The 18,232-nt window shown below is 69.1% G+C and carries 16 protein-coding genes and 3 pseudogenes; 9 read left to right on the top strand and 10 right to left on the bottom strand.

The window, feature by feature from the left end; translation table 11 throughout:
- Window positions 1-89 precede the first annotated feature (89 nt).
- Window positions 90-1,001, bottom strand: coding sequence for an alpha/beta hydrolase family protein (locus ACIRD8_RS35860; protein ID WP_404001364.1), 912 nt, complete (start codon window positions 999-1,001; stop codon window positions 90-92).
- Between the two features lie 103 nt (window positions 1,002-1,104).
- Between ACIRD8_RS35860 and ACIRD8_RS35855 the strand changes: the two genes are divergently transcribed.
- The gene (locus ACIRD8_RS35855; protein WP_404001361.1) at window positions 1,105-1,674 is read left to right on the top strand and encodes a TetR/AcrR family transcriptional regulator; all 570 of its coding nucleotides are present in this window, start codon (window positions 1,105-1,107) and stop codon (window positions 1,672-1,674) included.
- Window positions 1,675-1,800: 126 nt separating this feature from the next.
- Here ACIRD8_RS35855 and ACIRD8_RS35850 read toward each other — a convergent pair whose 3' ends face one another.
- Window positions 1,801-3,081 carry an MFS transporter gene (locus ACIRD8_RS35850; protein WP_404001358.1) on the bottom strand — a complete coding sequence of 427 codons (1,281 nt, stop codon included), beginning with the start codon at window positions 3,079-3,081 and terminating at the stop codon, window positions 1,801-1,803.
- An 86-nt stretch (window positions 3,082-3,167) separates the two neighbouring features.
- Between ACIRD8_RS35850 and ACIRD8_RS35845 the strand changes: the two genes are divergently transcribed.
- Window positions 3,168-4,145, top strand: coding sequence for a winged helix-turn-helix domain-containing protein (locus ACIRD8_RS35845; RefSeq protein ID WP_404001356.1), 978 nt, complete (start codon window positions 3,168-3,170; stop codon window positions 4,143-4,145).
- A gap of 79 nt (window positions 4,146-4,224) precedes the next feature.
- Here ACIRD8_RS35845 and ACIRD8_RS35840 read toward each other — a convergent pair whose 3' ends face one another.
- Window positions 4,225-4,941, bottom strand: coding sequence for a VOC family protein (locus ACIRD8_RS35840; RefSeq protein WP_404001353.1), 717 nt, complete (start codon window positions 4,939-4,941; stop codon window positions 4,225-4,227).
- 367 nt (window positions 4,942-5,308) lie between these two features.
- Between ACIRD8_RS35840 and ACIRD8_RS35835 the strand changes: the two genes are divergently transcribed.
- Both ACIRD8_RS35835 and ACIRD8_RS35830 read left to right on the top strand, forming a co-directional pair.
- Complete coding sequence (locus ACIRD8_RS35835; protein WP_404001350.1) at window positions 5,309-6,661, top strand: serine hydrolase domain-containing protein; 1,353 nt, start codon at window positions 5,309-5,311, stop codon at window positions 6,659-6,661.
- A 118-nt stretch (window positions 6,662-6,779) separates the two neighbouring features.
- Window positions 6,780-7,267: pseudogene (locus ACIRD8_RS35830) on the top strand (nucleotidyltransferase domain-containing protein).
- 36 nt (window positions 7,268-7,303) lie between these two features.
- Here the strand turns inward: ACIRD8_RS35830 and ACIRD8_RS35825 are convergent.
- Window positions 7,304-8,233, bottom strand: coding sequence for an AraC family transcriptional regulator (locus ACIRD8_RS35825; protein WP_404001347.1), 930 nt, complete (start codon window positions 8,231-8,233; stop codon window positions 7,304-7,306).
- A gap of 113 nt (window positions 8,234-8,346) precedes the next feature.
- Between ACIRD8_RS35825 and ACIRD8_RS35820 the strand changes: the two genes are divergently transcribed.
- A complete protein-coding gene (locus ACIRD8_RS35820) occupies window positions 8,347-9,027 on the top strand; it encodes an NAD(P)H oxidoreductase (RefSeq protein ID WP_404001344.1) in 681 nt (226 codons plus the stop codon).
- A 173-nt stretch (window positions 9,028-9,200) separates the two neighbouring features.
- Here the strand turns inward: ACIRD8_RS35820 and ACIRD8_RS35815 are convergent, their stop codons facing one another.
- Window positions 9,201-9,329 (bottom strand): hypothetical protein, encoded by a 129-nt coding sequence (locus tag ACIRD8_RS35815; protein ID WP_404001341.1) that lies wholly within the window; start codon window positions 9,327-9,329, stop codon window positions 9,201-9,203.
- 5 nt (window positions 9,330-9,334) lie between these two features.
- Between ACIRD8_RS35815 and ACIRD8_RS35810 the strand changes: the two genes are divergently transcribed.
- On the top strand, window positions 9,335-9,919 hold the full coding sequence (locus ACIRD8_RS35810; protein WP_404001338.1) for a DinB family protein: 585 nt from the start codon (window positions 9,335-9,337) through the stop codon (window positions 9,917-9,919).
- Window positions 9,920-10,218: 299 nt separating this feature from the next.
- On the opposite strand, the pseudogene ACIRD8_RS35805 reads toward ACIRD8_RS35810, so the two are convergent.
- Window positions 10,219-10,548, bottom strand: a pseudogene (locus ACIRD8_RS35805) (MerR family transcriptional regulator); the annotation flags it as partial.
- An 841-nt stretch (window positions 10,549-11,389) separates the two neighbouring features.
- Between ACIRD8_RS35805 and ACIRD8_RS35800 the strand changes: the two are divergent.
- A pseudogene (locus ACIRD8_RS35800) lies at window positions 11,390-11,776 on the top strand (ATP-binding protein); the annotation flags it as partial.
- Window positions 11,777-12,521: 745 nt separating this feature from the next.
- Here ACIRD8_RS35800 and ACIRD8_RS35795 read toward each other — a convergent pair.
- Entirely contained in the window at window positions 12,522-13,373 is an 852-nt protein-coding gene (locus ACIRD8_RS35795; RefSeq protein ID WP_404001335.1) for a hypothetical protein, read from the bottom strand.
- A gap of 421 nt (window positions 13,374-13,794) precedes the next feature.
- Between ACIRD8_RS35795 and ACIRD8_RS35790 the strand changes: the two genes are divergently transcribed.
- A complete protein-coding gene (locus ACIRD8_RS35790) occupies window positions 13,795-14,436 on the top strand; it encodes a nucleotidyltransferase domain-containing protein (RefSeq protein WP_404001332.1) in 642 nt (213 codons plus the stop codon).
- A gap of 157 nt (window positions 14,437-14,593) precedes the next feature.
- Window positions 14,594-14,851: a hypothetical protein gene (locus ACIRD8_RS35785; RefSeq protein ID WP_404001329.1), complete on the top strand. Its 258-nt coding sequence runs from the start codon at window positions 14,594-14,596 to the stop codon at window positions 14,849-14,851.
- A gap of 14 nt (window positions 14,852-14,865) precedes the next feature.
- On the opposite strand, the gene ACIRD8_RS35780 is transcribed toward ACIRD8_RS35785, so the two are convergent.
- From ACIRD8_RS35780 to ACIRD8_RS35770, 3 genes are all read right to left on the bottom strand, one after another.
- Window positions 14,866-16,236 (bottom strand): hypothetical protein, encoded by a 1,371-nt coding sequence (locus ACIRD8_RS35780; protein ID WP_404001325.1) that lies wholly within the window; start codon window positions 16,234-16,236, stop codon window positions 14,866-14,868.
- A 22-nt stretch (window positions 16,237-16,258) separates the two neighbouring features.
- A complete protein-coding gene (locus ACIRD8_RS35775; protein WP_404001322.1) occupies window positions 16,259-16,978 on the bottom strand; it encodes a recombinase family protein in 720 nt (239 codons plus the stop codon).
- 541 nt (window positions 16,979-17,519) lie between these two features.
- Window positions 17,520-18,215: a TetR/AcrR family transcriptional regulator gene (locus ACIRD8_RS35770; protein WP_404001319.1), complete on the bottom strand. Its 696-nt coding sequence runs from the start codon at window positions 18,213-18,215 to the stop codon at window positions 17,520-17,522.
- Window positions 18,216-18,232: the final 17 nt, after the last annotated feature.

Raw genomic sequence — 18,232 nt, 5'->3', positions numbered from 1 at the left:
CGCCTCGACGCAGGCAGCCGCGGTTGGTGTGGACCGGTGGGCCCGCTCCGCGCGCACCCGGCTCGGTCGACAGCGCGGTCTGGATGGGTTCACTTGCTGGCGATGCTCCACGTGCCGTCGCCGGCCGCAGCGGCGTTGTTGAGGGCGGCCCACGCGGAGTCGTCGAGCTTGAAGGCGTCGTGGAAGTAGGCGGAGATCGCGTCGGCGACGAGAGCGACGCGGGCGGGGTCCTCGTCGGTGGTCTCGGCGACCATCTCGCCGGCGAGGCCGCCCAGGGTGTGCTCGCCCTCGGCGATGGCGAGCAGGCTCTTCGGGGACGGGCTGAGGTGGTAGGCGTCGGTGAACCACTCCGGTCCCCGGGTGGAAAGCTGGGACTGGTCCTTGCCGCCCGCGATGACCAGGGCCGGGGTGGTCATGGTGGAGTAGTCCGGCCTCATGAACGGAAGGTGTTCGACAGCGAACGGGGTGAGCGTGTCGCCGGTTCCGGTCGCGGCGATCAGCGCGCCGGCCGAGACCGCGGAGTGGGAGAAGTCCTCTCCGGAAATGCCGTCGGCGTCGAACACGCGCGCGCCCAGGATCGCGCCAGCGGTTTGGGCGCCCCAGGAGTGGCCGACGATCGCGATGCGCTCATGGTCGACACGGGTCTCCAAGCCGCCGACCTGGAGAAGGATGTCACCGAGGCCGTCGAGGACCGCGTGGAGGTCGGAAATCCGGACGCGCCAGATGGTGGCGAAGCGGGGGTCGTCCCACCCGATGCCGTTGCGGCGGGAGTCCAGGTGGGTGGGCTGCACGACGACGAATCCGGCGGCTGCCCACCGGTCGGCGAGGGGTTCGTATCCGTCCAGGGACCATGCGTTGCCATGGGAGAACACGATGACGGGAAGGTTCTGGCCTGACAGTGGGGCGGTGACCTTCACCTGGAGGTCGACGCCGCGGCCGGGCGCGGGAACGGTGATGGGCTTGACCGCGACGATCCGCTGATCGGGGTGGCTGGAAGACATGGGGGTCCTGCGCCTTCTCTATGGGATCGCTCTGCCATACTTTGGCGGAGCGCCGTTCCGCCAATCTAGCGGAACATTGTTCCGCGAGTAAAGGGAGAGTCTCGTGCCTGAATCGGGCGGAGTACGTCAAGCGCAGGCACAGCGCACCCGCAGCGGCGTGCTGGCGGCCGCATCGGCGGTCTTCGTGACCCAGGGCGTCCAAGCCCCCATCCGTGACATCGCCGAACGCGCCGGCGTCGGCGTCGGCACCATCTACCGGAACTTCCCGACCCGGGCGGACCTCGTCACCGCCGTCTACCGGCACCAGATCGACACCTGCACCGCACTCGCGCCCCAGCTCCTGGAGGACTCGGCCTCCCCGTTCACCGCCCTGACCCGCTGGGCGGACGCGTTCGTGGAGTTCCTGGTAACCAAGCACGGCCTCGGTGCCGCCCTGGGGTCCGGTGATCCAGGGCTGGAGAACCTCCACGCCCTCATGCTCGACACCCTGGTCCCGGCCTGCGCAACGCTGCTCGACGCCTGCACCGCCGCCGACGAACTCAACCCCGGCTTCACCGCCTACACACTCATGCGCGCCATCGGAAACCTCTGCATCACCGGCCCCGACTACGACCAGGCCGATGCCAAGCACATGGTCGCAACCCTCCTCGTCGGATGCCGCCGCACGGCATAGCGACAGGACCTGGTCGCCCGCTGTACGCAACTTCGCCACCCGCCCGCTGTATCGGTCCGCATCGAATCCATGAATCACCACGGGCTCAGAGCCATCGCACCGACCGAACCATGATCGTTCTCAGCGTCAACCGCCGTACCGATGTCCCCCGAGGCCGGAGCAGTTCGGTACGGGGACCGGCGAGGAGGGCGGCTGCCAGGTGAGGATCCAGCCGGCGGTGAGCGCCGCCGCGCCGCCTGCCAGGGCCATTGCGCCGCCTGTTCCGATGCCTGCGGCCACCGAACCGAAGCAGGCCGGCCCGACGCCCTGCAGCGTCATGCCGCCGGAGCCGAGCAGACCGAAGGCCTGGCCCTGGCCGTCTTGCGGCAGGGCTTCCAGGAACGGCCGTTGCAGGCCGAGACCGTAGGCGAATCCGAAGCCGCAGAGCAGCAGCAGACAGGACGAGACGCCCACTCCGGGCTCGGCAGCGAAGCCGACCAGCGGCAGTCCCATCAGCGCGATCAACGGGACCACCAGTCGCTCCCGGGTGAGTGGCCGTAGCAGTCGGCCCACCAGCAGGTCGCCGACCAGCATGCCGACCGGCAGACAGCCCATCAGCACCGCGTACGAGCCGGGCGCGAAGTGGCGTGCTCCGGCGTAGGCGACGATCAGGCCTTCCGCGCCCGCCACGAACGCGGGCGGCAGCCACTGGGCCAGCATCAGTCGTCGCACCGTGCGCCCACGCAGCAGCAGGCCGGCACCGCGCAGGCTTGCCCGGACGGCCCCGCCGTCGCCCCGGGCCCCGCCGAATTCTCCTGGCCGCAGGTGGGGCAGCCGGATGCGGACAGCGAGCGCGCAGCCGAGGTAGAGGGCGGCGCTGACCGCGAGCGCCCGGCGCGGGCCGAGTGCCGCGACGACCGCACCTCCCAGCGCCAGACCGAACAATTGCGCGCCGGAGGCAGCGATGTTGTTCAGTGAACGGCCCAGTACATAGGCGTCGCCCTCCAGCGACTGCGCGACCAGCCGACTCGACGCGCCGTGAAACACGGGTGTGGCGAGGGCGACCAGCGCCACGACACCGAGGCTTGCCGCGATCGGCATCCGCACCAGGGCGAGCAGCAGGGCGGCGGCGCACGTCAAGGCGTAGCCGCCGGTGATGAGCGCACGGGGCGGCAGTCGGTCGGCCAGTGAGCCCAGCAGCAGCGAGCCGAACAGCTGGGGGATGAAGCCGATGCCGAAGGCCAGTGCGCTCAGCAGGGCGGAGCCGGTGGCCGAGAAGACCAGCACCGAGAACGTGGTGATCCGCAGCGCGTCCGCAGTGATCGCGACGGTGCGGGTCGAGAAGAGCAGCCGGAATCGCGGCTCGGCCAGCACCTCCCGATAGGTGGCACGGTGGTTGCCCTGCGCGGGGTCGGCGGTTGAGGTCATGACGGCCAGCCTCGCCGTGCGCCCACGCCGCTCACCAATGATTCGTCGCTGGACGAATCGGAACAACATCTCGGTAGCATGACCGGGTGCTGCGCTTCGAAGTCTCCGTCGAGGACCTGCTGCGCAGCCGCTTCGCACTGTCGCCCGCGCTGGACCTCTGCTTGCTGCTGCGCTCGCTCATCGGCCAGGGCCAGCCGCTGCCGCGAGCTTGGGCCGCCCGGCTCCTGCCGGCCTTTGAACGGCTGCGCCGCGAGACCGAATTGGACGCGGCCCTCGCTCTCCAGGCCCCGCACGGCGGACCGAACTTCGTCGCCCCGCCTCCGCGCGGTCTCAACCAGACCTGGGCGGACGACCTGGCCGTGCTCAGGGCCACACCGCTGGAAGCGGCCCGCCACGAATTCGCCACCACCGCGACCGGCCCGTCCACCCGCGATCCCCGCGTTCGCGCGGTGCTGGACTCGCCGGACGCCGTCTCCAGGATCGCCGAGGCGATGGACCAGGCATGGCACAAGCTGCTCGCCGCGGACTGGCCGCAACTGCGCGCGATCTGTGAGCGCGATGTCGTGCACCGGGTGGGTGTGATCGGCGAACACGGATGGGCCACGACCATCGAGAACCTGCACCCGGGCATCGCCTGGCGCGCCGGCGGTATCGAGATCGACTTCTTCCGAGGCGGAACAGTCCGCCTCACCGGCGACGGGCTGCTGCTGATCCCTTCGGTCTTCGTCGGGCATATCGCCGCCCACCTGGAAGACCCCTGGCCCAGGACCTTGGTCTACCGTGCCCGAGGCACCGCCGCCCTGTGGGGCGGGCAGGAAGCTGCACCCCAACCGGACGCGCTGACCGCTCTGGTCGGCCGGGCCCGAGCACGGCTGCTGTTGGCGCTGGATGCCCCAGCCAGTACCAGCCACCTCGCCCGAAGCCTCGCCATGGCACCCGGCGCGGTAGGAGACCACCTCGCCATCCTGCGAGGCGCGGGGCTGCTCGTCCGCGCCCGGTCCGGACGGTCGGTGCTCTACCGGCGCACCCCGCTCGGCGAGGCGCTGGTCGCGGGTTCGGGCTGACGGCTCGGATCAGCACAGCAGCTCTACGACCAGCAGCTCGTCCGACTCCCGGCCCGCCCGCCACCCGCGACCGCAGCTCCTACCGGTGCGTCCGTACGGAGAACTCGTTGCCGTCGGGGTCAAGCATCAGCACCTGGCTGCCGTCGCCGGTGCCGGCGCGTGTCGCGCCGAGCGAGAGCAGACGGTCGACCTCCGCCTCCTGGTCGGCGTCGGCGGGGAGTGCCAGCTCGAACCGCAGCCTGTTCGGGCCCGTCTTCGGCGCCACCGGGGGGCCGCCCCACGTGATCTTCGTACCGCCGTCCGGGGATTGGATCGCGGTCTCCTGGTCCTGGTCCCAGACCAGCGGCCACTGCAGCGCCTTGCTCCAGAAGTAGCCGACTTCCTGCGTACCGTCGCAGGCCAGCGCGCCGATGAAGCCGGTGTCGGCGAGGAACTTGTTGCCGGCCTCGATGACGCAGAACTCGTTGCCGTCCGGATCGGCGAGCACCACGTGCCCCTCCTCCGGGCGCTGGCCTACGTCGATGTGCTTCCCGCCGAATTCCAGCGCCCTGGCCACTGTTTGCTGCTGGCCCTCCGGGGAGGCGCTCGTCAGGTCGAAGTGTGCCCGGTTCTGGCCGGTCTTCGGCTCCTGGCTCGGCAGGAAACGGATGCGGAACCCGGTGCTGTCGGGGGGCAGGATCGCGACGTCGTCGTCCGGACCGCCGGCCGGCTCCCAGCCCAGGACCCCGGACCAGAACCGTGCCAGGTCCGACGGCCGGGTCGCGTTGAAGCAGATCGCGAACAGTTGACTGGTCATACCCTGTGCATCTCCGATCAACTGACGGTCCATAGAGGGCCTCGATCTCCCCCGAGGGCGCAGCCTAGAGCGCGACCGCTGCACCCGCATTCGAATATCTGCTGAGGGGATCCGGGCCTTGAACCGGCCCCGTCCGCGGAATACGCGATACCTGAACTGCGAGCTCACCAGTCCCGAGGCAGCCGTTCCGTCACGGGGAGATGTGCTGTCCGTCGGCGGCGCGTCCGAAGTCCGGCTCGACGTCCCACTCGCAGTCGAACCCGGGTCCGTATGGATGTGCTAGAAAGCCGCAATGCCGTCTCAGCGCACCCTGCTTCCCCGTTCGGCGCCTGCCGCCTCGGGGATATCGTCCCGTTCGATCTCCGCGATGCTGGACAGGATCGAAGCGCGATCGGGCGAGAGCCACTCCATCATGGTCGTGCACCGCGGTCACGTCGTGGCCGAAGGCTGGTGGGCGCCGTACTCGGCCGACCGCCCGCACCTGCTCTACTCGCTGACCAAGTCGTTCACGTCGATCGCCGTGGGGCTCGCGATCGGCGACGGGCTGCTCTCGCTGGACGACCGCGTGGTGGACGTGCTGCCCGACCGCGTCCCGGCCGACGTCTCGGAGCAGGGGCGCCGCATCACCGTTCACCACCTGCTGTCCATGACGTCGGGGCACCCCACCGACAGCCTCGCCGAGGCGTGGGAGCGGGAACCCGACGACCTGGTGAAGGGCTTCCTGAGCCTGCCGTTCGCCGCGGCTGAGGGAACGCGGCACGTCTACGACAACTCGACCACCTACATCCTGGCCCGGATGGTGGAGCGGGTCACGGGCCGCGGTCTTCCGGAGTTCCTCGACGAGCGCCTCTTTACGCCGATGGGTATCGCCCACGCGGAGTGGGACCGGGTGGCCAGTGGCGCCGCCTTCGGATTCCACGGACTGCACTTGACGACCGAGGGCGTCGCCGCCTTCGGTGAACTGCTGCGGCGCGGAGGCATGTGGGGAGGCCAACAGCTGGTACCACGCGAGTGGGTGGAGCTGGCGACCAGTCGGCACATCGACAGCGAGTGGATCCTGGACGGATCGGACCAGGCTGACTTCTCCTACGGCTACGGCTACCAGTTCTGGATGTCGCGTCACGGCTACCACGGCCATGGCTCCTATGGGCAGCAGTGTGTGGTGGTCCCGTCCCACGATCTCGTCGTCGCCGTGACCGCCCAAGGAGAGTCCCAGGACGTGCTGGACGCGGTCCGGGAGTGTCTGCTGCCCGGCGTGGGGCACGCGGGAAGCGCCCAGGACGACGAGATCCTCGCCGATCGGCTGCGGCAGCTCTCCTTGCCGCCGGTGCTGGGTTCGGCCGACCCGGGGCGTGCGGTCGGCGCGAAACTCGACGCCTCGGCCGAGGGGTCGGCCCTGCCCGACGGAACGACGGTCACCGTCGATCCCACCGACGGCGGATGGCTCGTACGATTCGAGTCGCTCTTCGACATCGAGGTCGGCCACGGTGACTGGCGGGAGAGCGCCCCGCTCGGCCGGCCGGTCGTCGCGGCCGGTGCCTGGCAGGGCAGCGCCTACGTCGCCGATCTGTACGTCATCACCACGCCGCACCGCGTCCGGCTGGCCGTCGACGCCGACGCGGGAACCGCGACGGCGACCTGGAGCACCCCGCCCCTGACCGGCCCCAGCCTGGAACTGCACGTGCGGTCGCCGCTGATGACACGACCTGACGTTGCGTAGGACGCGCTCCAGGACCTCTTGGACGTACAACGGCTCGTGATCAACGACGTGCGATCAACGGCGTTTGATCAACGGGGGTGTACGTCGGCTCAAGGGCAGCCACGGGAGAATGAGCGACATGACACGTCTCCGGGCTCCGTTCGGCAGGTGGGATCCCGCCTCTCTGAGCGAGGTTGTCGCGAGGTTCTCCGGCTTGGATTCCCGCTGGTGGGTGGCCGGAGGCCTTGCGATCGAGCTCGCAGCGGGCCGCCGAATCCGGAGCCATGGGGACGTGGACGTCCTGCTGCTGCGGCGTGACCAGCTCATGGCCCAGCAGGCTCTGCCGGGCCGGCAATGGTGGGCCGCCGATCCACCGGGAAGCCTGCGTCCGTGGGCGTCGGACGAGGTCCTGCCACTGGAACGCTGGGGATGGCCTCGGCCGACGGTGTTCCCTTTCTCGCCCCGGACGTGCAGCTCTACTACAAGGCCAGGGCACCTCGGCCCAAGGATGAAGAGGACTTCGACGCTGCGCTGCCCGTGCTCACGGATCAGCAACGACGTTGGCTCGTCGATGCGATCTCCACGACGTACGGACCTCACCCGTGGATCAGGCGCCTGCAGGCATGACCTCCAGGTCGGCCGGTGTCTCACCGGAGCCGTGACTCACGCCGCCGCGGTGCGGAACGTGCTGGGGCTGAGGCCCTTGTGGCGTTTGAAGGCGGTGCTGAAGCCGAAGGCATCGGCGTAGCCGACGGCCTTGGCGATCTGGGCGATGCTGAGGTCGGTGTCGGCCAGGAGCGCCTCGGCGTCGGCCATGCGGCACTCGGTGAGGTACGTGAGGGGCGGACGGCCCATCAGCTCGGTGAAGCGCCGGGCGAACAGTGCCCGGGAGACGCCGGCTTGAGCGGCCAGCGACGCGACCGTCCAGCTCTCGGCGGGCCGCCCGTGGAACGCGTGCAGGGCGGGGGCGAGGACCGGGTCGGCGAGGCCGCGGTACCAGCCGGGCGCGTCGGCGCCCGCCCGGTCGAACCAGGTGCGCAGCGTGCAGACCAGAGCCCAGTCGAGGAGCCGGTCCATCAGCGCCTGTGAACCGGCGGAGAGCCGGGCGGCATCGGCGGCGGAGCTCTCCAGCCAGGCGCAGACCTCGGCGTCCTCGGCGACGACCAGGACGGGCGGCAGGGCGCGCAGGAGCCGTTCGTGGCGGTGCCCCGAGGCGCGGTAGGCGCCCACGATCAGCGCGGTCGCTCCCTCCGGGCCGGTGCCCCAGTGGATCCCGTCGAGTTCCTCGCCGGTACACGCGGGGTCCGCGGTGAAGCAGTTGATCTCGTACACGCTGTGGGGGCGGTGGACCGTGGCAGGCTCGTCAGCGAGGCGGAACCGTGCGGGGCCCTGGACGATGGCCGTGTCGCCCGGGCCGATCGCCCGCTCGTTGCCGTCGGACAGCAGCAGCGTGCCGCCACCTCGCAGCACGGTGACCATGGTGAGCGGAGCGGCGTCGGCGAAGGTGATACTCCAGGGCGCCGTCAGGACGGCGTGGCTGACGACCGAGCCCTCGGCCCGGATGCCGCTCAGCAGTGAACTCAGAGGATCCACAGCCCAATCGTAGTAGACGATCTCCTATGTCCTGGAGAGTTTCTCCCATGGATCATCTACGGTGCCGCGGTTGTACTGGACTCACCGCACAGATCGAGCCCTCGGGAGACACCGTGCCGCAGCACAGCAGTGACACCAGGACAGCCCTCGTGGTCGTCGCGCACCACCGCAGCGATTCCCTCACCGCCCACACCGCCCGCCGCGCGGCTGCCCAGCTCGAGGCCGCCGGATACCGCATCGACCTGCTCGACCTGCACGCCGAGGGGTTCGACCCGCGGATGAACGTGGAGGACCAGCCGGACTGGGGCAACCGGGAGAAGCCGTACTCGGACGAGACGCACGCCCACATGCGGCGGGTCCTCGACGCCGATGCCGTCGTCGCCGTCTTCCCGGTGTACTGGCAGAGCGTGCCCGCCGTCCTCAAGGGATGGATCGACCGCGTATGGAACTACGGGTTCGCCTACGGCCGCAGCAAGTCCCGCCTGGCGGGCAAGCGCATGCTGTGGCTGGCTCTGGCCGGCGCCACCTCCGACGACCCCATCGCGGAGTCGATGCAGTCCGTCCTGGAGACCAACCTGAGCGACGGCATCGCCTACTACTGCGGCTTCTCCCGTTCCACCGTAGGCCTGCTCCTGAACGCGGAGGAGCGACCGCAGCGCATCGACGCCGAGGGCAACCTGCTGGTCGGCGAAGCGGCCTCCGGCGCCGAGCGGGAGGCGCAGTACACCGATTTCGACCGCCGGGCGCGGAAGTTCGTCGAGGAGTTCCTCGCGGACGAACTCGTCGCGGCCTGACGGCCTCCGGATCCCGTGGGCTGACACTGCAGCCCACTGACGGGTCGATGGACGGGGCGGCGGCCTCGGTGCTGCTACCAGGTTCTTCACGCCTGGTAGCAGCACCCACCGGCGCGTCAGCCCGTGCTGGGCCTCTTACGGTGCTCGCGTGGCCGCCCGACGCACACGTTGTCTCACGTGGCACGTTCCGCGAGCTTCTTGCCGTAGGTCAGGGCGGCGGCCAGTGTCAGGCCTCGGCTCTGCCAGTCGTTGCGGACCACGTAAGGGATCTTGATACCACGGGCAGCCCATGGCAGGCTCATGCCGCATGATCGATGAGTTCGCGAAAGACAATATGCACGGGAGACTGCGGCGGGACCGCGAGGCGCTGCTCTGGAAACTCGACGGCTTGTCCGAATACGACGCCCGCCGACCTTTGACAGCGACCGGGACCAACCTCCTCGGCCTGGTCAAACACGTGGCCGGTGTCGAGGCCAGGTACTTCGGCGAGGTCTTCGGCCGCCCTTCCCCGGAACGGCTGCCCCGGTGGCAGGACTCCGACGGCAGCGATCTGTGGGTGGCCGAGGACGAGACCGCCGATCAGATCATCGGGTTCTACCGGCGCACGTGGGACCACTCGGACGCGACGATCAACGAGCTTCCCCTCGACGCCCCCGGCCACGTGCCATGGTGGCCGGAGCCTTATGCCGACACGAACCTGTTCGCCATCATGGTCCATGTCCTCGGCGAGTCCATCCGGCATGCCGGGCACGCCGATATCCTGCGCGAGGGCCTCGACGGCCGGACCGGGTTGCGCGCCGAACACGAGAAGCAGATCGACGAGGAAGCCCGTGCAGCCCACTGCGCGAAGATCGAGCAGGCCGCCAGGTCGGCCGCACCCATCAAGGCTTAGCGCGGAGCCTCACGGAAGTCTCGTTCGCGGTGGACAGCCTCAATGCGACAGGACATCCGGAATTGGCCCTGGTCTCCCGAGGCTGCCGCGCAGTGACACGTAGCTCTCTGTAGTGGATCTGGGGTGTGCTCGTCAGCGTTTTCGATCTTCTGGGTTCATCGGGGGCCGTGCTCGGCGACGTCGGTCCGGTCATGACGACCGGAGGGAGCCCGGCGTGCGGCAGGAGTGGGAGCCGGAGGACCTGATCGAGGCCTGGACGCTGCTGGAGGTGGAGGCCCGGTTCCCGGAGAACGCCGAGAAGATCCCGGCGCAGGCGACTCGGCGGCGCGGCGGTATTCGGCGTTGATGCGCTGGGCTTCTTCGAGCTGGTCTTCGAGGATGACGATGCGGCAGGCGGCCTCGATCGGGGTCCCGCGGTCGACGAGTTCCCGGGCCCGGGCGGCGATGCGCAGTTGGTAGCGGGAGTAGCGGCGGTGCCCGCCCGCGGAGCGCAGCGGGGTGATCAGGCGGGCTTCGCCGATGGCGCGGAGGAAGCCCTGGGTGGTGCCGATCATCTCGGCGGCCCGGCCCATGGTGTAGGCGGGGTAGTCGTCGTCGTCGAGACGGCCGAAGGTGTCCTCTGCTGTCATTGCACCTCTCTGTGGAACACGCTCGAGGGGCCTTGGTGTCGTACGACACCAAGGCCCCGAAGGAACTGCTACACCATCTGCCGGCCCTGGTACTGCGCCGGCGTTCTGTTTCCGCTGACCCGACGGGAATGCTGTCGGGGGTACGGGGATCGCGGTTGCTTGACCGGAGACCACCTCACTATCGATGTCCTGCGGTACCCGGGCCCAAGACTTCCGCCCGGGCGATCCTGATGGCGCCTGGCTCCTCCGTTCTTTCCTCGGTGATCAACTGCGTACTGCTGGTACTGCGAACTGCTCAGCGGCCTGTGACAGCGCCGCCCTTCGGCAGCCGGCCCCGTCGCCCGTCCTGCGTCTGCTCTGGCTTGGAACCCCACTGCCGAACTTCCCGGTGCGCGCGTCCGCAGCCGACGCCTTCACCGAGGTGCTGCTCACTGACTTCACTGCTGGGTACTGCGTCCCGCACTTACGGGTACTGCGTCAACTGCGGTACTGCTCACGGCGGCCCCTGATCACTGCGGGCCACCCGGTCCGGTCGCCAGTCCCGTCGCCGCCCAACAATCCTGGCTTCGAAACTCCACCACCGCACCGTCCTGCCAACTGCAACTTCGGGCACTACTGCCCGGCAGTTCGTTTCTGCCAGGCCCTGCTGTCTTCCTGGGTTACGAGAGAAACCATAACCAGACCACCACCCAATGTCTACTCCCGTCACCATAGATTTTCGTGCGTTCGACGAAGAGGTAGTTTGACTCGAACAGCGATGACACAGGATTGGCGGACCACAGACCGGGCACAAGCACCGCTCAGACAACCGGGCATGACGATGCAGAGGCCAGGTGACCTGATGGACACGACGAGCGTCACTGTCGTACCCGCGCGATCCGCAACGTCCGTCGCCGTCGCACGCGACATCGCTCGGGACTTCCTTGCGGGTCTCGCGGATCCGCTTCCAGCCGAGGCCGCCGACACCGTGGTCCTGGTCGTCTCGGAGCTCGTCACCAACGGCTTGCGCCACGGCGGCGGCAGCTGCACTCTGGACCTGGCCGCGCACCCGGGCAGCATCGAGGTGGCCGTGCACGACCGGAACCCGCAGGCGCCGCACATGCGCATCCCTGACCTGAACGGCAGCGCCGGAGGCTTCGGCTGGCCCATGGTCAACCGCCTCGCCCACACCACCTCAGTCACCCGCAGACCGTCCGGCGGCAAGACGGTCAGCGCAGTTCTCGCCCGGCAGCGCCAAGGCGCCTCGGTGCCGGACCGCTCCGACCGAACCTCGAAGGCCCTGCGGTCACCCCTCGCTTGACGGTCGGATCGCTTCGCAGAGGCCATCACGGCGTTGTGTTCCCAACCAGCTTGGCGGAGGGGCGGTTGTCCGAGAGGCGTTCGGGGGCCCCGGCGTCGGCACGGTTGCCCGACACGTCGCCGAACGCGACCCTGCCGCACGTCCGGACGTGACACCTCCCGTTCACTGCCCCGTGGTCAGGCCCGGCTCTGAGACGGCGGCTCCTGCAGGACCTCGCTGACAGGGGTGACGCTGATCCTTCCGGTCGGCGTTCAGAGGCACGGGTTCGGAGTACCGGACGGTCTCGCCTGCCACGTACTACGGGCGCACCACTGTGGTGGCGCCAGGTACTAGCCGGGAGCAGGGTGGAGGAATGACTGCGCCCGTGACTGTTCACCAGCTGAGCGCTGATGGTGGCCGCAGAGTGTCTGTACGGACTCGTGGCCGGACACAGGTCATCGGCGTCGCCTACAGCGACCGCGACGTGGTCGAATTCCTGCGAAGAGCGGGCCTCGATGAGGATCCCTCCCTGCTTGATGACCCGGATACGGTCTGGTGGCACGGTGGCCGGCCACACGAATGGGTTGCCGAGTAGCTTCTTTCGTCGGGAGTACGGCGCAGGCGGGAGCGCCGTCCGGTGCTGGTCACCAGCCCGCGCAGTGCGTGCAGGGCCCGTGCTTCCCGCACACCCCCGTCATGGGCGGGACAGCAGCAGAGCCCCGGGGCGCAGGGGTGCTCCGAAAACCTGCAGGACGAGGTTGCGGTGGGCGGAGTGCAGGGTGCGTACGGCGGCCCGGGTCAGTCCGGGCTTGGGGGGTTCCTCGCCGCCGCGGGGGCGGCCGGGTTTCGTGGGGATCCAGAGGTAGCCGGGGTCGGTGCCTTCGAGCTGCCGGGTGATGCCGGCGCGGACGTCGAGCCAGCGGCGCAGGATGTCGGCGGTGTCCTTGTCGAGCGGGTGCGGCCCGGTGTCCAGACCGATCTGGGGGAAGGGCCGGTGCTCGAGGTCGACGTCGGCGACGTCCAGGCGGTGGAGGCCGGGTACGGAGCGGCCCGTGGCGGCGACGAGGGCCGCCACCGCGGCGGTGCGGATCGCGGTGGCGGCGTTGGAGCCGACGGGGCGTTTCACGGCGAGGGTGCGCAGCAGTCTGTGGGACTCCTCGGGCTCCAGCCAGTCGCCGTGTGCGGCCGGGGGCGTCTCCAGGCGTAGGGGGAGGCCGAGGTGTTCGGCGAAGGAGTTCCATGTCTGGATGCGGACGCGCTGGGTGTTGCTGGCGGCGACGGCGTCCGGGCCGGTGAGCGTGTTGCGGCTGCGGGTCCCGCCGGCGGCCGCGGCGGCGAGCCAGGCGTCGGCGCGGGCGGGGTCCATCAGCTCGTCCACGGGGAGCGTGGTGCTCTGCTCCTCGCTCAGGGCGTGCTCCAGATACTCGTTGAGGAAGTGGGCGCGCAGCCGTCGCGTCCCGTGCATGTACCCGCGGGCTTCGAGCACGTCGAGGAAGTGGCCGATCGCGGTGGAGGCGTCGGCCGGGCGGGTACGGGTGGGCGGCATGCGCCCCAGCGTACGGATCCAGTCCTGACATGATGGATAACAGCAAAAAGCGGGAAGGTACCCCCTCCCCTTCTGCTGCAGCTTTCGTATCGGTCCGTGTCGAACCGAATCGCAACATCCCGGTCCGGTACGGTCATTGCGCCCCTCCGAGCCGCCCGGGGCCGGGGTGCCCGGCCCGCTGGCGAAGCGAGGGCTTCTTGCTGTTATCTCTCTCATCGATGTTCACACCGGGGAGAGAGCCTTGCCGCGCTGCTGTCGGCACCCACCCGCCGCGCTCCCCCGCAGCGGTCACTCACGCTGTCCCTGCATCGTCGCCAGCCGGTGGATCACCACGGAATTCAAGGCCGGGTTCGCTGCGGCTGCGTGGGCCGGCTCCGCGTACGGCTCCAGGGACCTTCGACTCGGCTGATAGATTCCCGCGGTGAGCGAGCAACTGCCCGGCGGCGGCATCGAGCTGTCACCCGACGAGATCGAAGCCCTCCACGCCAGGTGGTCATCCTGCTGGACCCCGAGTGAGGTCGCGCAGCAGATGGCCGGGATCAGCACCCCTTGGTACGTGGCCGCGGGCTGGGCGCTGGACTTGTTCCGCGGCATGCAGACGCGCACTCATGGAGACATCGAGATCGCGATTCCGGCCGCGAGCTTTCCCGAGGTTCGCCACCGCTTCCCCGGATACGTCTTCGACGCGGCAGGCAGCGGGCGGATCTGGGAGGACGCCACACCGGAGGTGCTGGCCGCCGTGCATCAGACATGGCTCCGCGATCCGGCCACCGGAAACTACCTGCTCGACGTGTTCCGCGAACCGCACGACGGCGACACCTGGATCTGCCGACGCGATGAGAGGATCCGGCTTCCCTACAGCGACATCGTCCATCACACCCAGGACGGCATCCCGTATCTGGCGCCCGAACTGGTCCTGCTGTTCAAGGCTAAGCACGCCCGCCGAAAGGATCAAACAGACTTCGAGGCGACCGTCCCGCACATGACCTCGGCTCAGCGCGAGAACCTGGCCGAGCTGCTCACCCGCATACACCCGGGGCACCCCTGGATTGCGGACCTGTAGCCGACGCTTGACTGGTAGGCCCACATGTTGAGGTATCGCGTATTCCTCGGTGAGGTCAGTCGTGGTGTCACCGTGTGTGGTCGTCGAAGGTGCCATCATCTGCTGGCACAAGACCCCAGTCGTCCGCTGCCTGTGCGCCCTTCCGTACCATCCGCTGGTGATATCCCGTTCTTTCTCCACGCCGCGCCGCCGAGTCACAGCCGTGCTCACAGTGACGGCCGCCGTCGTCGCGTTCGGGTCGTGGGCGCTGTGGCCGGTCTACGACTCGTCGTGCGTCGTCTACTCCGGGGCCTACATCCCCATGAATGCGCCGAAGGCCGAAGCCGACGCCGCCATGCAGCGGGCTTACGACAAGGCCCTCGCCCACGGCGCGTGCGGTCCCAAGCGGGCGCGCTTCCATAATTGGACTCAGTGAGGTCAATCCTGACGTCACCGTGAGTGGTCGCCAGGGGCGTATCGGCTCCAGGTTCCTCCGGCTTCGGTAAGCAGGCGGGTGGCTGTCTTGTCGTGGTAGCCGAGGGCCTTCGCGATGACGGGAGCCGGGGCCTGGAGGACGAGTTGTCGGATCGCGGAGGTCCTGCCGCGCTGCGGCGGGACGCCGATCTCTCGCAGGTGGACTTGGAGGCTCACCGGGTTCATGGGCTGTCCGGGCTGGCGGCCGGGGAAGAGCCACTGTGAACTTCTGCTGCTGACGTAGGGCAGGTGCTGGCGGGACTGGATGTAGGCCCGCATGAGGTCAGCGACGGGCTTTGGGAGCGGGGACGGCGGATCTCCCAGCCGGACGGCGACGGTGGCCCCGTCGTCGACCGTGAGGCGGACGATGCTGGTGACGGGTTGCGCGTAGAGGAGAACGAGCGCGGCGGCGACCCGGGCCCGCAGGGGCAGAGAGTCGTCGTTGAGTGCCCGCCGGAGAATGGCGAGTCGGCGATGCTGGTGCAGCGGCGCTTGGTCCTGGTTGATGACCTGGGGTGGCAGGGTGAGGCGGGACATCCGGCTCGTCTTCATGCACCAGCGCAGGAACGTCTGGGCCGGGCGCCGGGTGGCCAGCTTCTCTGTGTGCCAGGCGTCGAGGTCGGCCTGCTGGCAGTGTTCGATGGTGCGGCCTCGGTCGGCAAGCCAGGTGAGGAACGCGCCGGCCTGGGTGATCTCCTGTTTCGTCTGGCTCGTCTGGGAGCGTCCCAACGGCCCTTTCTCTGCCTTGCTCCGCAGGCGCCGCATCTGGTGCCAGACGGCGAAGTGCTGAAGATGACGACGGTGTTCGGGGTCCTCGATGGTGGCGAGCCGTTCGGTCAGCCAACGCTGATAGAGCATGAGCTGCCGGTCGACGCGCGGCAGGACGCCGCTGTCCATCAGCAGGTCACGCAGGTGGACGACAGTTCGCCAGGGTGTTTCCTGGTGCAGCCCGTCGTGGGTGAGTGGGACGGTGCCGGTGGCCAGGTCCCGCAGGAGGCGGACGACGTTGGGGTTGCGGAGCCAGATCAGGCGGCTCTTGGGCCCGTCCATCTCCAGCAGGGCATTGACCAACGGTTGTAGTGAAGGAGCGACACGTCCGGTGCCGTCGTCGAGGAGTCGGCCGAGGGTGTCGGCGAGGGTGCAGCGTTCGCAGAGGCGCCTGCCGAGCAAGGGCCCTTCGAAGCCGCAGCGGTCGCAGAGGAAGTTGCGGGTGATGCCTGCGCAGTCGCGGCAGACCGGTGCACCAGCGTCTTTTCTGCCCGGCAACAGTCGGTCGGTTCGGCAGCCGGGGCAGCAGCCGCGGACGCGCATCGCGCGTTCGTGGCCCTGGAGTCCTAGCTCAGACACCAGCCGCAAACTAGCCGGGGGATCACGTGGCTGCCGTCGCGGCGGCCTGTTCGTCGTGTTCGTGGAGCATCCTCATGACGGTAGCGGGCGAGGGGTGCTGCCCTTTCTTCGCGCCGGTGGTGATGACAAGGCGCTTGGCGATGTCGCGCAGGCTCATCTCCTGGTTGCGCAGGTGTAGCGCCATGCCAGACATGGCCGCGAGCACGGTGAACACGATGCCGGACGGCTCGTGTGAGCCCTTCAGTTCTCCGGTGAGGAACTCCAGGCCGACGTCGCTCGCCTTCAGCTCCTCGGCGAGCATGGCGAGTTCGATGCCGCGGCCGAGCCGCTTGTGCTCGTGCACGACGAGGGTGGCGGCGACACCAGAAGAGCGGATCTCCCCGACGAGCTTCACGACGGCCTCCAGCTCGGGGCGCTTGGTGGCGCGGGTGGAGATCTTCTCCGAGAAGACCCGGGTGACCCCGGCCTCGCCGAGCGAGTCGAGCTGTGCGTCCAGGGACTGCCGGGCGGTCGAGGCGCGGGCGTAGCCGAGGCGGACGCGTCCGACCGATTCGGCGCCGACGCGCACGGGCCGGGGTAGTTCGGTCCATGCCGAGCCCGGCTTGCGTACGGCGGGGGTCGGCACGCTCAGAGCCTTGGCGAGTTGGGGCACGAGGCGGAAGCGGGCGGTGTGGTACTGGATGGCCACCTTGCCCTTGCCGGTCCGGCACAGGGAGCCCGCGGGGGCGGCGCAGGTGGACATCAGGCAGGCGTGCGATTCCACCGCTTGAAGTCGTCGCTCACGCCCCAGACCGTTTCATGAGGGCGTTTCAGGCGTCCAGTCGTTTGCAACAACTTATGAAACATGATCGCCGCAGGTGGACCGCCGGGTGATCGCCTGTTTCACGAGTGACCACCTATGAAACAGCAGGACGGTGCGGGCGGGCGTCAACACCTTGCTCGGAAGACCACCCCGCAGACCCCCGGAACCGGCCCGTGGCCCTGCGCCGGGCCGGAAGGATTGGTCGGCATGGCACACAACAAGATCCGGCCCGGTCGAGACTGTTCGGGGGAGCTGCCTGGTCGGAGAGGGACACGCCCGCCTTGAGGAGCGCCCTGACGATCAGCTTCCCGAGTTCGTATGCGCTGCCCGAGATCTGCGCCGGACCGAAGAGTGCGCGGCTGAGCGCGTCGGTGACGTCGGAGCCGCGCAAGGGACTGGGGAGCGCCACAGCGTCCAGTTCCGACGCACAGAAGAGCCCCTCCCTTCCGGGAGGGGTTCTTCCAGCTCAAGCAGCAGTAGCTTATGGACGAGTCCCGCGCGGGCGGTCTGCCAGGTCGGCCAGTTCTACGACGCCTGGGGGCGGGAGCGCGCCGCGGGCCGGGACGGTGCGGAAGGACTCCAGCAGGTAGGCGACCAGCCGGCGCGAGGCTGCGGGATCGTCGGGAAGCGCCGTCACGAGACCCTCGTTGGCGAGCCACACGATTCCCAGATCGGCGGGATGGAAGTCGGGCCGCAGCACACCCGCGGCCTGGGCCCGCCGGACGAGAGCTTTGAGGTCCTCCTGAAGGTCAGAGGGCTCCCGTTCATACGCCGCGTCCACATCGTCGGGGGAAAAGGACGCTATGAATGCCGCAGGAAATCCGCGTTCCTCACGCTGCAGCCGGCACACCGTCTCAATCAGGTCGGTAAAGGCGCGCCAGGGATCAGGATCCGCGGCGGCCCGGGTCAGCGCGGCGGTGCAGGCGGACATCTGCCCCGTGAACGCGGCCCGCGCCAGGTCGTCCCTGGTGGGGAAGTGCCGATACAGCGTCGCCACTCCGACGCCTGCACGCCTGGCCACGGAGGTCATGGGGGCGTTGATGCCCTGGTCGGCGAAGACCTCGCGGGTGGCCTCCAGGAGACGGTCGCGGTTGCGCCGGGCATCGGCCCGCTGACTTCCTGCCGCACTGCTTCCGATATCGACGCTCGCGTCGAAACGAGAGAATTGGGCTGCCATTTCTTCTCACCTCTCAC

The organism is Streptomyces sp. NPDC102451 (assembly GCF_044765485.1).
Classification (GTDB): Bacteria; Actinomycetota; Actinomycetes; order Streptomycetales; family Streptomycetaceae; genus Streptomyces.
Note: the sequence above shows the minus strand (reverse complement) of the source record. Positions and strands in the feature narration are given on the sequence as shown.